The 16,469-nt window shown below is 40.1% G+C and carries 13 protein-coding genes; all 13 read right to left on the bottom strand.

Annotated elements, in window-relative coordinates; all coding sequences use genetic code 11:
* Positions 1–6: 6 nt before the first annotated feature.
* The 13 genes from FD716_RS04620 to FD716_RS04560 all read right to left on the bottom strand — a co-directional run bounded on the left by FD716_RS04620 (position 7) and on the right by FD716_RS04560 (position 16,463).
* Entirely contained in the window at positions 7–1,149 is a 1,143-nt protein-coding gene (locus FD716_RS04620; protein ID WP_139851186.1) for an ABC transporter substrate-binding protein, read from the bottom strand.
* Positions 1,150–1,289: 140 nt separating this feature from the next.
* On the bottom strand, positions 1,290–2,558 hold the full coding sequence (locus FD716_RS04615) for an OprD family outer membrane porin (RefSeq protein WP_139851185.1): 1,269 nt from the start codon (positions 2,556–2,558) through the stop codon (positions 1,290–1,292).
* A 415-nt stretch (positions 2,559–2,973) separates the two neighbouring features.
* A complete protein-coding gene (locus FD716_RS04610) occupies positions 2,974–4,461 on the bottom strand; it encodes an aldehyde dehydrogenase family protein (RefSeq protein ID WP_139851184.1) in 1,488 nt (495 codons plus the stop codon).
* Between the two features lie 39 nt (positions 4,462–4,500).
* Positions 4,501–6,111, bottom strand: a complete 1,611-nt coding sequence (locus FD716_RS04605; RefSeq protein ID WP_139853607.1) for a GMC family oxidoreductase — start codon at positions 6,109–6,111, stop codon at positions 4,501–4,503.
* A 379-nt stretch (positions 6,112–6,490) separates the two neighbouring features.
* On the bottom strand, positions 6,491–7,774 hold the full coding sequence (locus tag FD716_RS04600) for a hypothetical protein (protein ID WP_228714903.1): 1,284 nt from the start codon (positions 7,772–7,774) through the stop codon (positions 6,491–6,493).
* 71 nt (positions 7,775–7,845) lie between these two features.
* Positions 7,846–10,149, bottom strand: a complete 2,304-nt coding sequence (tynA, locus tag FD716_RS04595) for a primary-amine oxidase (protein ID WP_139851183.1) — start codon at positions 10,147–10,149, stop codon at positions 7,846–7,848.
* Between the two features lie 466 nt (positions 10,150–10,615).
* The gene (feaR, locus tag FD716_RS04590; protein WP_139851182.1) at positions 10,616–11,536 is read right to left on the bottom strand and encodes a transcriptional regulator FeaR; all 921 of its coding nucleotides are present in this window, start codon (positions 11,534–11,536) and stop codon (positions 10,616–10,618) included.
* Between the two features lie 317 nt (positions 11,537–11,853).
* A complete protein-coding gene (locus tag FD716_RS04585) occupies positions 11,854–12,348 on the bottom strand; it encodes a flavin reductase (protein WP_139851181.1) in 495 nt (164 codons plus the stop codon).
* Positions 12,349–12,364: 16 nt separating this feature from the next.
* Positions 12,365–13,318 (bottom strand): PDR/VanB family oxidoreductase, encoded by a 954-nt coding sequence (locus FD716_RS04580; RefSeq protein ID WP_139851180.1) that lies wholly within the window; start codon positions 13,316–13,318, stop codon positions 12,365–12,367.
* Positions 13,319–13,352: 34 nt separating this feature from the next.
* Positions 13,353–14,090: an SDR family NAD(P)-dependent oxidoreductase gene (locus FD716_RS04575; RefSeq protein WP_139851179.1), complete on the bottom strand. Its 738-nt coding sequence runs from the start codon at positions 14,088–14,090 to the stop codon at positions 13,353–13,355.
* Between the two features lie 10 nt (positions 14,091–14,100).
* Positions 14,101–14,586, bottom strand: a complete 486-nt coding sequence (locus tag FD716_RS04570) for an aromatic-ring-hydroxylating dioxygenase subunit beta (protein ID WP_139851178.1) — start codon at positions 14,584–14,586, stop codon at positions 14,101–14,103.
* 10 nt (positions 14,587–14,596) lie between these two features.
* The gene (locus tag FD716_RS04565) at positions 14,597–15,874 is read right to left on the bottom strand and encodes an aromatic ring-hydroxylating oxygenase subunit alpha (RefSeq protein ID WP_139851177.1); all 1,278 of its coding nucleotides are present in this window, start codon (positions 15,872–15,874) and stop codon (positions 14,597–14,599) included.
* A 34-nt stretch (positions 15,875–15,908) separates the two neighbouring features.
* Entirely contained in the window at positions 15,909–16,463 is a 555-nt protein-coding gene (locus FD716_RS04560; RefSeq protein ID WP_139851176.1) for a nuclear transport factor 2 family protein, read from the bottom strand.
* Positions 16,464–16,469: the final 6 nt, after the last annotated feature.

The raw sequence follows: 16,469 nt of genomic DNA, 5'->3' as shown, positions 1-16,469 counted from the left end.
TATGTTTTATTTAAGCAACGTCCATTTGCCATTTTTAACGGTAATCATGACGCGGCCACGACTATCAAAACCACTGTGATTGTCTGGCGTCATGTTATAAACCCCTTGCGTTCCTGCAAGATTTTTGGTGTTTTCCAAGGCAGTACGTAATGCCACTCTAAACTGAGGGGTACCTGGTTTTGCGGTTTTTAATGCAACAGGCACTGCGCTTTGTAGTAGCAAACCTGCGTCATACACGTTGGCGCCAAAAGTTGCGGGGAATTGACCATTTAGTTTTTTATAATTATTCATATAAGTGCTGGCAACAGCCTTAGAAGGATGGCTCGCTGGAACTTCATTAATCACCAACATTAAGCTTGCAGCCAAAATTGTATTTTCTACTTTCTTACCACCAAGTTTTAAAAACTCATCTAATGCTGCGCCATGCGTTTGATAAACCTGACCTTTATAACCACGATCAAATAACGCAACTTGTGGTGTTACCGCAGAACTACCTGGTGCTGCAACCAAAATTGCTTGCGGTTTTTTAGCCACCAATTTCAGTGCTTGTCCCGTTAAAGAGGTATCTTGTCTTTGAAAACTTTCTTTAGCGACCAGGGTAATGCCCTTTTTACTGGCTAAACTTGAAAATACTTTGTACCAGTTTTCACCATATGGATCTGCTGTTCCAATAAACCCAACGGTTTTAAAACCACGTTTAACCATGTCATCAATCAATGCCGATGCAATTAAGTCATCATTTTGTGTGGTCTTAAATACCCATTTTTTTTGTGCATCCATCGGTACAACCACCGATGCTGTTCCCACAGGCGCCAATAATGGTACGCCTGCTTTTGCGGCAATCCCAATCACTGCCATGGCATTTGGAGAACCCGATGGACCAATAATGGCATCGACTTTATTTTCAGTAATCAGTTTATTGACTGCTTTGACTGCAGCAGTTGGATCACTGGCATCATCCAATGAATAATAGGTAACCGATTGGCCAGCAATGGTTTTAGGTAATAATGCAATTGAGTTTTTTTGTGGAATACCGACCATTGCAATCGGGCCAGATGATGAGGTCACCACACCAATTTTAATTTCCGCATTTGCATAGCTGGTCAATCCACTAAATGCAGCAACAAATACAAGCTTTTTAATATCCATTAAACTTTTCCTTATTCCATGATAGGGCGGCAAAGTGCTCCGCAAGGTTGCATGCGAAGCCCTGCCATTTCCACGTTGTTTAAAATAATTCCATTTATGACGAAATGTCTTTTCTATGCAAAAAGACGTTGCATGTTCAATTAAAATTTATAGGTATAAGTGGTAATAAATCTATTTTCGATAAAATCAGCGCCTGGGGTATATCCCGCACCATATTTTGTGGTGGTACGAATATGTCTCCATTCTAGACCGAGCCCTTTTAAGCGACCTTCTGGCACCAAATAACTTAAAATAAAGTTAGCCTCGGTTTCCTCATTGTCTTTTAAACCTGGGCGCGCAATTCCACTCCCGTTTAAATAACGAACTGTCATTTTTAAACCATCATAGCCATAGCTTTTAAAGTCGTGGCTATAGAGAAAATGCCAAGTCAACTCTTCCGGTTTAATAAAACCTAAGGTTGACCACGTATGTAAAAATGGCTGTGGTGCATAACCTGCCAAGGTTGGGAAGGTACTGTCTCCTTTATTTTTTTGTACACCCGCAACCAAGGTATGCGGACCATTATTCAATGTGCTTTGCACACCAAAAGTTTGGCTATCAATTTTTCCATAATATGCATCACCAGCTTCTGAGTTATTGAAATAGCGTGCATCTAATTTAAGTTTGGTCTTATCAATTTGGGTACTGTAAGCCGCATTTAAATAATGCTGTTGATAAATATCTTCGAGCTGACCATACCAATATGAACCGAATACTTTGGGCGTAAAGTTATAATCAAAGCCGATAAAATTTAAGCCATCGCTTTCATAACGAGGTGCGTTACCAGCAGATAAACTCAGTTTTCTGAAACGGTCATCTGCCCGGCCATTAATATGTGTGATTCGACCAGCTGAAAACTTGAGGTTTTCAACTGCCTTGCTTTCAAATAAGGCACCCGCATAGGTGGTCACTAGCTGTCTAGAATCATCTATCGATGCGATAGGTAATCGCGGATAGAGTTCACCAATTTTTAATTCTGAATCTTTATATTTAAGTTTTAGCGTTGCTCCGAGCTTGGTATAGTCACGGACTTGCTTGTGATCATCTTTATCATAGGGAATCACCGCATCTAAACGCGATGCATTGTGATCCGATAAACGTATTGCATACTGCATGCCCAGATCCAAACCCACTTGAACTGGCGTGTCGGTATAACCTGATTCAAATCGTCCCGATATGCCCTGCGTCCAACTTCCAATATCTGGATTAGGCACATGTGAGAAATCTCGCTCCATATAAAAATTACGTAGATAAAGCGAGCTTTTACTGTCTTGAATAAAATCTGCATAAACTGGGCTGATACAAGCGGCGCCCAAAAATGTACAGAGATAGGCTTTCTTAAATGAAACGAGGTGGTTTAAAACTTTCATGGAATTCCTTTCCTTAAAGTATTTAATTTTTTGAGCGCAGTTTCGATACTGAGTCAGCTTTTTTACAGCATAAAAATAGAAACTTGCTCCCTGCTGCTGTATGACGAAAATGTTTGAATGTTGACCATTTTCTAACGGTTATTGTTCACGTTGAGCACAACCACATTGATCCCCTTTTTCAATGTTCTGCTCAAGCTTAAAACGATTATTGTTTTTTTAAATGTAATTTTCCATGACTTTATAGGTATAACTTTATACCTTATATAAACAAATAATCACGTCCACTTTACAATCATGTCCAAATGAGTCGACTAAAAAAAGCATATGGGAAGCCTGTGGCCTCCCATAATATCTGCAACAATTGACGACTTTTCCGTCCAAACTACTTTCGATCTAAAGCATTGTTATAAATCAATTAATATCGAATCATCACCGACTTTAATTCGGTATAATCATCAATAAAAGCATCTGAAAACTCACGCCCTATTCCCGAAGCTTTCATTCCACCAAATGGCACCGCCGGATCCAAGAAAGTATGCATATTAATCCAAAGCGTTCCAGCTTCGATTTGCGGAATCATTCTTAAGGCTTTAGATAAGTCATTGGTCCAAAGACTGGCCGTTAGACCAAAGCGCGAATGGTTCATCATGCTTATCAGTTCTTCTTCATCATCAAATGCAATCACATCCACGACGGGTCCAAAGGTTTCCTCAATGAATAAAGGATCTTCAGTTCCAGTGACGCTCAGTAAGGTGGGCTCAACAAAATAACCAGTGCCTTCCAATACCCGACCACCCGCAATCACTTGATTGTTTTGCTTGGCCAAATCTAAATAATGCTTCACTTTTTCAAAATGCACTTGATTGGATAATGGTCCAAACATACTGCTTTCATCCAGTGGTGAACCAACTTTAATCTGTTGTAATGCAGCCGTAATTTTCTCAATAAACTCCGCATACTTAGAGCGATGTACAAAGAAGCGTTCTGGTGCAGCACAGACCTGGCCTTGGTGTACAAAGGTCGCTTGCAATAAGGTCGGTAACACTTGATCAAGGTCTGCATCAGCCAAAATTGCTGCGGCATTTTTCCCCCCAAGCTCTAAGCTGACCCGGGTTAAATCACAACTCATGGCCAATTTACCAATCGCCATCCCTGTTGGCACCGAACCGGTGAAAGAAACTTTTTTAACCAGTGGCGATTCAATTAAGTGCTGCCCCGTTTCACCTTTGCCTGTCACCACATTAATCACGCCTTTAGGAATACCTGCCTCAATTGCAAGCTCAGCCAAACGTAATAATGATAAAGTGGTAAATTCACTTGGCTTCAGTACGATGCTACAGCCTGTGGTCAACGCAGAACCGATTTTCCAGACCCCAATCATCAAGGAGAAATTCCATGGCACAATTCCGCCAACCACCCCAATCGGTTGCCGTAAAGTGAAGGCTGTATATTTTTCTCCCTGCATCGATGGAATTGATGGTTGCATGGTTTGACCATTAATCTTGGTAGACCAACTGGCAAAATAACGAAGAAAAATTACGGACTGCGCCACTTCTAAATGTCTAGCAAGATTAATCAGCTTGCCTGTGGTTAAGGTCTCAAGCTGAGCCAGTTCTTCCCCATGCTGTTCAATCAGGTCAGCCAGTTTATTCAGTTTTAAACCGCGCTCATAGGGAGAGGTCTGCGCCCAAGCCCCTATAAATGCCTGATGCGCGCTTTGCACGGCATGCTCAACATCCGTTTGATTACCAATCGCAATATGTGCAATCACTTGCTCTGTGGTTGGATTGACAATTTCGACTTGAGCTCGCCCCACGGATGCGCACATTTCACCATCAATAAAATGACCATGTTGACGTTTTAAAAATGCGTTTACACGCTGTAAAATTTGAACTTCACTCATTTTAATTTCTCTATTTAAAGCATTAACTTGTATTACGTCTTATGCCACATCATTTAAAATAAATGCTGCACCACGCTCAGCAATCATGATCGCCACTGCATTGGTATTGCCACTGGGCACTTGTGGACAAATTGAGCAATCAACCACTCTTAGCCGCTCAATCCCATGTACTTTTAATTGTTGATCTGTAACTGAATCCTGAGCAGAGTCACCCATTTTGCAAGATCCCGCAGGGTGATAGACCGTTTTAATGTTCTGACGCATCCAGCGATCGATCGCGGCATCATCATCTAGATCAATGTTGGCAGGTTCAGTGACTTCTTTCACAATGGCTTGTAATGCGGGCTGTTTTAACAATTTAAGCCCTGCTTTCACCGCTCGGATATTGGCATCGATATCGTCTTGATGACCCAAATAATTGGGATCAATGATCGGTAAGTCACTTGGGTTTTTACTGCGTAGACGCAACACACCGCGAGCTTTCGGCTGTAAATGCCCAACCTTAATGGTTAAGCCATGTTCTTGTGCCACGGCTTTTTCACCGGGGGTATTATCGAAATTATCCAGTACTGGCAAAAAGTGGAACTGCACATCAGGCCGTCCCAAGTTATGCGTGTCAATAAAACCCGCACCTTCTAAAATATTTGAGGTCAACAAACCTGAACGGGTGAAATACCATTGCAGCCCATGTTTTAGTGCTTTAAACCCTTTATCTTCACCCAAGAAGCTATTGTTGGTGGTGACCGTTGCATTAATCGACATATGTAAATGATCATGGAAATTTTCACCAACAGGAAGATCTTGCTGACATACAATATCTAATTCTTCTAGATGCGATTTAGGACCAATCCCCGACAATAACAACACTTTAGGACTACCAATGGTGCCTGCACTAACAATAATTTCTTTACGAGCTTGTATTGAAACAAGCTCTTGCGCCTGTCCTAAACTATATTGCACACCAACTGCAACATTGTTTTCTAGCTCAACTTTATGCACCAAAGCATCGGTAATCACACACAGATTTGGATTGGTTTCGACCGATTTTAAATAGGTTTTTGAGGTACTGGCACGTTCCCCATTTTTAGTGGTGGTTTGATAAAAGCCGACACCATCTTGGTCCCATCCATTGATATCATTGACATATTTCATTCCCATCTGCTGACCTGCTTGTATACATGCAAGGGTCAGTGGATGACGGAATCGATTTTCACTGACTGGCAATACGCCATTCTGACTGTGAAACTCGTCTGCAAGGCTTTCATTATTTTCAGCTTTTTTAAAGAAAGGCAATACCGCTTGATAAGACCAATTTGAACAGCCCCATTCCGATGCCCATAAATCATAATCGTGTCTTTGACCACGACAATAAATCATGCCGTTCACAGCACTACCGCCACCAAGCACTTTACCTTGCGCTAAAATCATTTCACGCTGATTGCAATGTTGCTGTGGCGTAGTCATGTAAGCCCATGACTTCTGTTGAAATACTTTAACCACTGTGGCGGGAATCTTATGCAAAATACTGCTGTCTTTGCCACCTGCTTCAAGTAATAATACGCTGCCTGCTTTTGCTTCAAGCAAACGCATCGCAACAACACAACCGGCTGATCCTGCCCCGATGATAATATAGTCATATTCTTGTTTCATCATAAACCTCGTCCTGAAATCTATTGCCTAATCTGTTTGATTTGATCATTTTTCCCCAAATGCAACTTGTCTCTATATGACATCTCATCAGTCTCGGAATGACATTTATTTTTGTTTTTAACCGCTTTATTTGAGAAACCGCATCAGCTTCACAAATTTCAATCAAACAAGCTGAATTTCATGTTTTAGGCCGACTCCGCTTTGGCTTTCACGACTACTAACGTCCCCAGTAACCTCCTTCAAAAAAAATCAGCACGATCATAAGATTGCACGTGCTGATTGTAATACCTAAACCATTTGAGCCAAGATCATGCTGTTCTAAGCAACTCAATGCGGGGCTTAAAGCTAGATCTGCTAACGATGCTGAATAGAATTAAACCTAGTAGGTGTACTGCAATAACAATTGGCTATAGGTATTGAGCTTATTATTGGGCATTTGATTGCCACCATCACTTAAATCATGTTTTGGTTTATAAAAACCAAACAATGGAATAATGTTAATGTTTTTATTCACTGACCAAACCGAATAAATATCAATTTCAAAAGCATTTAAATCGATAGGCTGCTTTTTCAAACTGTCAAACTTATAGACCAATGCGCCAAACATGAGGTTTTCTCTTGGACTCATACTCAGCGAAATCTGATGGATATTGGCATTACTGTTAAAAGGCCCTGCATAATTTCCAGCCACCTCACCTTGGAACCAGGTACCAAAACCAACCGTATTGCCATAGAACATTGGATCATAATGTTCAGAAAAACGACTATAACGATAACCAACACTAGGTTTATAGGCGAGATCACTAAAGTTATAACTAAGTCCTAAATATCCTGCATGCTCCGTGGCGTTTGCTTGATCTTGAATCACATATTCACTCTTAAATTCGAGCGCTGGATTAACACTATAATTAAAACGCAAGGCATAGTTTTTTAAGTTTTGACGATTAGAAACATGCTCTTCGTCATCTAAACTTAAAACATCTAAGTAGGTAAAACCAACACCGATTTTGTCTTGCTGATATTTCAAATCGGTCACAAATAATTCTGGTGAAAATTGTGCTTTATTATTTGATTTTAAATAGGCAAATTCAGTGCTAAGTTGCTCCCAAGGTCTAAACTTCAACACCGTAGTAAAATCAAAACTTTTTCTTGCCGCCAAATAATAAGCACCACCACGATTTAACTGGCCATCTGCTGGTGGTTCACCAAGATTCAGTGCATCGCCTGCCACAAAGAAGCCATCACCGATCACCACATTCTGGCGTCCAACACTGAAATCATATTTTGAATATGCTTCTTTGCCATGGGTGTCTTTAATCCCCAAAGTCCATTCACCGATATTGGTTTTCCGCTCATGACCATTGGTATTGTCGGCGGCATCTCCATCACCAAAGGTGGCTGAACTGACTCCAATCAAGCTACCATAAACACTGGCTTGACTAAGTTCTATAGTCCCTTTTACCCCATATTGAGCACTAAGCTCCTGCCAGGTTTTTTTAGATCCATCCTCAGGATTGGCATAACTTTTCTGGCTGTTGAATATCCCATAAGTGACATCTACAAAAGGTTCTATTTTATAATCCAAATCCGCGGCATGTATCAGACTTGCACTTGCTGAGAGTGATACAAACACTACGGTTGATACTTTTAATCTTTTATTCATACCCCATCCTTGTATTTTAAAAATCATTACTGGCGCTCAATATCCTATTCGCCCCATTCTTCAATTTAATATTAGCGATGTCCGTGTTTTTCTTTTCCAGTGTCGATATTCAACGTTGGCGTACTGTCAAAGAAGTTCCAAGGCTTTAACAAGGTATTTACCCATTCAGTCGGCATAATTGGCCATTCTTCAGCACGTGCAACATGAGTGGTTCCTGTCGTTAACCAAACCACCAAGTCTTTATTTTGAATATTCTGATCATTTTGAATAAATTGCCCTAACCCCGTATCACTGGTTGAACGATTTGAATATTTACCTTCTGGATAACGTTCATTAGGATTGTATTGAGTCACCCAAATTTGTTTATCCATAAAATTGAGTCGCTTAAATAACCATTCATCTTCAGCAAAATTAGCACCTTTGGCAATTGGATGCGTTCCGCCTGCAAATGGAATCAACTGATAAGAAACGGGATTACCCATTTTATTTTCTTTGTTTAAGTTGCTGATTAAACGAATGGTAGAAGGGTCAAATTTCTCTGCTGCATTTTTCTCACTATCGAGCACTTTGCTATTAATTTGCATGGTACTAGTACGTACACCACCATTTTCGTTTGGTTTTACCACGGGATCCATATGTACAAAACTATTGGCACCACCATCGATATCAAAATCTAAGCGGTAGTTATAAATATGTTGATGTGTGGTTCCCACAATATTATGGTCAATTAAAGTGCCATATTTAGTATCATCTTTGGCCGTTTTATCATGCATAGTTTTGGTTTTAACACCTTTCACGGCTTCAATACCGGTTGCACCCGCATTAATACCAATCACACCATTTTGAGAAAATACCCAGTCAAATATATAATCATAGTTTCCAACCGTGCTAATCCAACGTACCACCAATTCACGACGTGCTTCTGATGCATTTTGATCGCCAAAAATCTCTTGATGTTTATATTCAGGTCCTGCATAACGCTCAAAAATAGCAATTGCATTGGGGATCACTTGTGGCTGACCTTTATAATCTGCAATCACCGCATCTAAAATAACGGCATTATCTGGTGCATCTGTTCCAGGATGAATAGATGAGGTTAAAGTCCCCATTCCATATTCCCCTGAGTCTAAATACGATTTGAAATACCAACCCATATCTGGATCACCATATGGCACCACCATTCCACCTAAGCTGCCTTCATATAAAATTTTGCGCTTCACATCTTGATCTTTATAGGTCACAGTCGAGAGCTGTAAACCAACACGTGAATCGAGTGAAACATGCATGCACCAGTTACCCCAATGGATGGTTTGACCGGTAATTTCAAAGTTTTTACCTTCGGGCTCAACAATATTTAGTGGTTTAACCGCTGCTTTGGTATTTTTACTTACATATGGGGTATGCGCCATTGGTACTGGAATCAAAGAACCCTCTTCAATCCGAATAACTTTCTTTTTATCTAAATCAACAATGGCAACTAAATTTTCAATTGGATGCGCCCAATAATTACCATCCCCCGTATCTAAATAAGAAACTACTTTTAGTACATTGAGTTCTTTTTCTAAACCATCTTTTCCACCGAAATAACCCACCGTCAATGGATTGGCAATCACTTTTTTAACATCGGGAATGCCGCGTTTTTTCAGGGCTCTAATATATTCAGGACTAGCTTCAATTGCCTTTTGTACTGTTTCAAAATCATCTAATAAAATCATACCGTGGGTATTGTCTAAAACACGCCACTCGGTAACGCTATTATTTTGGAGATTCACTTCCCCTTCGATCACTTGTTTACCCTTTAACAGAATAAAACTCACAATACGATCTTCTTTATAAGCTTTATGATTTAAAAAAAAGTCCCAGACTTTTTCTTTATCAGGTGCTTTAAGTTTTAACTCCGCGAAACGCATATTCTCATAACCATACTGAGATTGAGCAATAATATCGTAGGCCTTTTTAATCTCAGCTGTGTTCATACTGTTCAGCGGGTGCGCATCACTTTCTACTCGAAAAGTTTGGTCTAAACCGGATTGAAAAACTTCATTAATAAAGGTTTTGCTAATCACTGGCTGACCATCTTTTTCTATAAGCGGAACACTCAGCTTTAATGGTTTACCATTAACCAAAACTGAATCTGAATTTGGTTTTGCTCGAACGGTTAATGACCCTTTTGAAATAATATAACTGTTGGTGAATTCATCTTTTTTAACATTCGCGCCAAAATCACTCATATTCTGATATAAGGGCACTAATTCAGCCGCTTGGCTATGTGCATAAACCTGCTGAGTGGCACCTACCAATGCCAAAGCACTGATCGCAGTTAAATTCACCCCAATGACTTGCTTGATTGCTTGCAATAATTTATTTGTTTTCATCATCCACATCCTGTTTTATATGATCCATTGATTAGACTTTTTCATAAATATTCACACCCACTTTTTTCTTTCTTAGCAAGAAATAAAAAGGAATTTATGAAAGAGTGCTATTCATTGTTTGTTTTTAAACTACATTTGATCTGCATTTAAAAACAAACAATCATGCTCAAATTCGCAATATAGGTTCAGTCTGGAATATGCTCATATTTATTGCCTAGGATACCCAAACTAAAATACCTTGTTGCTTATATTGATTTGATCATGTTTATGCGAAACTGACTTGTCTGTGTATGACGTCAGCGATGTGTAAAAATGACATCAAGTCAATATGCTTTGGCAGAAAGCAAAGAATGGATTAAATGGGAGATTAAAGTAAGAAATTTAGAAGAGAGAACAAAAGCCTAAACGACCTAATGAGCTACGTGTTTATTTTTCCTACTTCTGCTATTTATTTTAATATGCCACGCTATGGATATTCCCCAACTGTCTCTCTAAACGCTCTCGGTGAAATACCATAGGTCTTTTTAAATATTTTAGAAAAATGTGCACTGTCCCAAAACCCCCACTTCAAGGCAATATGAGTAATTGATAACTTACTATTTTTTAAATCTTTCAGTTCACGTTGAATTTCTTCTAATCTTTTAAACTGTATATATTTATTGATCGATTGTTTTTCATCAATAAATAAGCGATACAAATGCCGCAGTGAAATCCCAACATGGTCGGCAATCAATTGTGGTGAAAGATTCGGTTGTGCCAAGTTTTCAATAATAAAACGTTCGGCTTTGGCTCTTAACCGATCAAAAGATTGAATGCTTTTATAATTAATGGTCGGTTTAATCAGTGCAATTAATGCCTCTTCAAATGCATTACCATCTTCTTCCGAATACCACAGATGGATATTTTCGGGTGACATGGCTTTCAACATATTCTTGAGTAAATGACCACTCATATTATTGGTCATCAACTTACCAAAATGTTCATGACTAATCCCATGTTTAAAAAGTTTCTCTCGAGAAAGATGCACGGAAATATGACTAAACAAGCCATGTGGAAACATACTAATCGTTTCTTCAGGATCAAGTAAAATAATATCGCCTTCACAGAGCGTGAGTGATTCATCCGTATATTCGATTGAAATTTTTCCAGTGTGCTGCAAGATTAAAAAGCAAAAGCGATCTTTTACTCGATCTGGTACACCTTTTTTTCGAACAATGACATTGGCATTACTTTTAATAAAAGCAACTTCGGTCTGACCCAACAAATAGGATTCGACCTCACCAATAAACAGTGAATCTTGTCCATCAAAAGAGGTTTCAAAGACCCCACACACATTTTGTAGATGCTGTGTCCATTCCATGACTTCTTTTTTTACATATTTGAGCATACTCACCTCATTATTCAACTTCCTGTCGAATATAAGCATCGAAACTTTTATTATTTGCTTGCTGGCTAAGCATATAAGTCGCAAATAATAAAATAGCTTATGCCAGAGAACTCACAATTTCATCATCCTTAAGGACAATTTAAATGCAATTCGCCCAAATAACGTGATCTCCGTTATTCAGGCGCTTTAAACATCACATCGACATGTCATAGAGACATCTCGTATAAAAACCAACGTCAAATATAAACAAATAAAAGTGTAAAAAAACAAGATTCACTATTCAATGTCTTTTTACACTATTTGCTTAAATTTTTTAATTAGGCACTAAGCTTTCCCACATGATGATAGCTGCGATTAAAATAAATCAAACCTGAGTGCTCACCTTCAGTATTGGTTTGAATGGCTTGAACTTCACAATAAAAAATCGTATGGGTTCCGACTTCATTCATTTGCTTTACTTGGCAATCAAAACTTACTAAAGCATCTTTTAAGACTGGCGAACCTGTCGCAAGCGTGATCCACTCACCAAAGTTAAAGCGCTCATCCATCGAAATTTTAGAGGAAAATGCTTGGGAAACATCTTGCTGTTGTGCCCCCAAAACATTCACCGTTAAAATTTCATTGTCTTTAAAATGGCAATGTGAGCTTGAAGAACGATTCATACACACCAACAGGGTTGGTGGTGTATCGGTTACGCTACATACGGCTGAAGCAGTAAAACCAAAACGGCCAGATGCACCCGCAGTGGTAATCACATTCACTGCACCGCTTAACAATGACATTCCATTTCTAAAATCTGTTATATCGACCATGACTTATCCCCTGTCATTAAATATCTAAAACTAATCGGGCTGATTTAGAACGCGAGCAACACACAAGAATCTGTTCATTGCTGGCTTTTTCTTCATCTGTAAAATACACATCGCGATGGTCTGGTTCCCCTTCAATCACATCGCACATACAGGTTCCACACACCCCTTGTTCACACGACATTTCAATTTCAATGCCTGCTTTGGCCAATGCTTGTAAAATGGTTTCTTCTGCATTGACCATAATAATTTTACCGCTGCGCTCAGCAACAATTTCAAAGGCATCCCCCGAAGTTTCCACTTCGACTTGGAAATACTCTTTATGAATCTGGTTTTCTGGAAAGTGCTGAGTTTGGGCTAAATTAATCACCCAATCCATAAAACCCACTGGACCACAGGTATAAATATGACTTTCTGGTTTTATATATTGAATCGCACTTTCAAAGAACTGACGATGACTCGCCCCTTCCGATTTAAAATGGAACTGGGTAAATTCGGCCAATAATCCATTTTTTATTTCATCAACAAAGGCACATTGTTCTGGGCTGCTGCCACAATAATGCAATTCAAAAGAAGCACACTCATTTGCAAGCTGATAGGCCATGGTAATCAAAGGGGTAATTCCAATCCCGCCACCAATCAGTACCGTATGCTCGGCCTGTACCAGTGGAAACAGATTACGTGGTTCACTGACCTGTAACTGCTGCCCCACTTGAATATCATCAAAAGCTGAGACTGAACCACCACGTGATGCTGGATCTTTTAAAACACCCAATCTAAAAATGCCATGTTGATTTGGATCTTGGCAAAGTGAGTATTGGCGGATCATCCCATTTGGCAAATGCACATCAATATGTGCACCCGCAGCAATGTTCGGTAATGGTGTTGCCGTTGCAGATTCAAATGCGATGACTGCAATATTCGCACCTTCTACATGTCTATTTTTCACTACAACATCATATTGTGCTGTCATTCTAAGCTCCCTCGCAATGCATTAAGCGCAAGGCTTAACGCATAAACAATCCACCATTAATATCCCAAGTTGCACCCGTTACAAAGTTTGCATTTGGACTCGCAAGCAGTGCACAAGTTTCAGCAATAAATTCCATGCTGCCCAAGGCTTTTACCGGAATATTTTGGATGAATTGATCCATTTTTTCATCGGATACAACGCTATGTACAATCGGTGATTCCATCGGACCTGGTGCAACAGCATTCACCGTAACACCTTTCGCTGCAAATTCTTTGGCAAAAATTTTGGTAAGCGTCACAATCGCACCCTTGGTCGCCGCATAATGTGCGCCAGTTGCCGTGCCACCATTTTGTCCAGCCAATGATGCCATATTAATAATCCGTCCATAGCCTTTGCTTGCCATGTATTGACCAATAATTTGACAAGATTGGAAAGTACCACGTTGATTCACTTGCATAATCCAATCAAAATCACTCGCAGTGATTTCTAACACAGGCGTTGCTTTAGTCACCGTCGCATTATTAATTAATACATCCAGCTTAGAAAACTGCTGTTCAATGACCTGAACCGCATTGTGAAAATCAGCTTCAACCGAAATATCCAACTTCAGCGCAAACATATTTGCGGCATGTGGGCTGTTCTGCTTAGCATTTTCTGCTTTCTCTAAGCTACTCGCAGATAAAATGACTTGATGCCCAAGTGCTGCAAAATACTCTGCAATCACATTGCCTAAACCCGATGCTGCGCCTGTTACTAAAACAACCTGTGTCATGCAGTCTCTCCTAAAGAATATAGCTAATACCCGCCAAGGTATCGGTCGAGTTGACTAAATTGATGATCTTACGCTTAATCTTCAACTCACCCGGTGCTTGGCGTTCTAAGTGATAAGTCACATCAGCGGTATAATGTTTTAGGTTTTCCTTACGGAATTCACGTAAATTTTGCGCACAACGTAAGATGATTTCATTGTCTTGTTCTTGAATCACGCGCACCCGTGAAATACTGCGCACGGTATTGGCTTTGGGTGCAGTGGAAATCGCTTCCCCATTTTCCAAACGCTGTACCCGAAGGTTACGCATATGATGGTTGTCATAGGCATAATTCAAACTGTTTTCATAATCAGTTTGGGTTGGATCGATTGGGATAATATACACCCCAGCTTCATTCCATAAACCCAACCAATCTTGATATTCAGCATGGTCGAGCATGTCTGCCTCTGCCCAAATAAATGCAGTGACTTCATTGAGTAAATTTAAATTAATTTTCATTGCTCGCTCCTTAAGCCGTCATCATCTTTTTCCACTGCTGATATGCCGAACGCATACCCGTTTCTGCACTGACATCACTTTTTAGACCATCTTCGGTTGCCACTTCACCCGGCAAACCGCGGTTCAACATAATCCATAAGTCATTGCCAGCATTGGCACCGTGCTGTACCCGTTCCCATGCTTCGGCATCGTCTGGCGTCCCAAAACCGAACGGGCCTTGGAAATGTTCATGTAAACGTAAGCGATATTGGTTCGCTACTTGTGGTCCGCCATCCATAGTAATAACAGAATGGTGAATTTCAGTTTCATTGACCGACAAGGGTTGCATCACGCGGAAGAACGCCATTGAACAAGCAATGTTCGGGAACATATTTAAGTTAAAGCCAGAGCCTCCAACGGCACGCACAATTCGACGAACTTGTAATTCTTCATGACCTTCGTCACGTAAGGCTTGTGCCAATTCTTCAAAACGTTCCTGAATCGGACGTTCCATCAAGTCTTCTTCAAGATCAATTAGCTCTGGAATCATCACCATCACACTGTGGCCATTGCCGAGGTCTTCAACAAAGCCTGGTTGATTCTCAAAGTTAAACAGTTCTTCGGTTTTTTCATCGACTGAACTTAAGAATGACTTATGCACCAATGGAAAATGATAGGCATCAGTAGTGTTTTCCAACTGAATTTTCCAGTTACCTGGGAAAGTAAAACGATGTTCACCGAGGACTTTGATTGGATAACCGGCCCCTTGTTTCATGAACAAATCAATCCACTTTTTCGCAGGCCCTAAGAAGTCTTCAAGCGGTTGAATATCTTCTTTAAACGACGCGAAGATCATGCCGTTATATTCTTCAACGCGTAAGCTGATCAATGGATATTCAGATTTTTCTAAGCATTCGCCATAACTTTCAGGTGAAGGTACGCCACGTAAGGTGCCATCGAGTGCATAGCTCCAACCATGGTATGGACAAACGAAACTGTTGGTTTTGCCTTTTTTCTGTTCACACAGGGTTGCCGCGCGGTGACGACAGCGATTGAGCAACACATGGACTTTCTTTTTACGGTCACGCACCACCACCACAGGCTGTTTACCAATCTTCATGGTTTTATAGCTACCTGCATCAGGGATTTCACTGGCATGTGCCACCCACACCCAAGTGCTATAAAAGATTTTTTCCATTTCATCGTCAAAGATTTTTTCATCTTTATACAAAGAGGTATGTACGCGGTCACTTTGTACCAGTGCGTTATAATCCACGTCGATATTTTGCATTGGAATAATACTATTCATCTTAATCATCCTGTTCATACGGCCGGTTCAGGTATCAACCTACTGAGGCTTGGTCCTTTAGGGCATCTGTTTTAGGCACTGGCAATTCATCTGTACTATGCCAATGTGTTACTGGGCGGCTAAAAATATTTTCAGTTTGGAAATGTTTGATTTTCCATCCACCATCACTTTGTTTTTTAAAGGTCACACGCAGCTTGGCTGCATTTAAATGACTGGCTTCCGATTGGAAAGTCGAGCATTGCAACATCATCCATGTGCCAAGTGCTTCTTCCCCATCCTGATTACTATAAATTTGAATTTGTTCAGAATTTACAAAGTGCGCATTCATGACAAAATGAGATTGTGCTTGGGTATAGCCTTGAAACATGTCATGGATGGCTTGCCATGAAGCATAACGACCAAAGGACTTGGCATATTTTTCACCAACGCCTTCCCAAATGCTGTCTTGATCAAACAAATCCATCAACGCATTCAGATCGGTGTTGGCATCTAAATCATCGCAAATTTGCATATAGCGATTCATACAATTGCGAATCGCGTTATGCGCTTCCAAATGTTCCAACCGTTTTAAAATCAAGCTCAAATCCATTTTGTC

The organism is Acinetobacter pullicarnis, assembly GCF_006352475.1.
Lineage (GTDB): Bacteria > Pseudomonadota > Gammaproteobacteria > Pseudomonadales > Moraxellaceae > Acinetobacter > Acinetobacter pullicarnis.
This window is presented reverse-complemented; position numbering and strand designations above follow the sequence as displayed.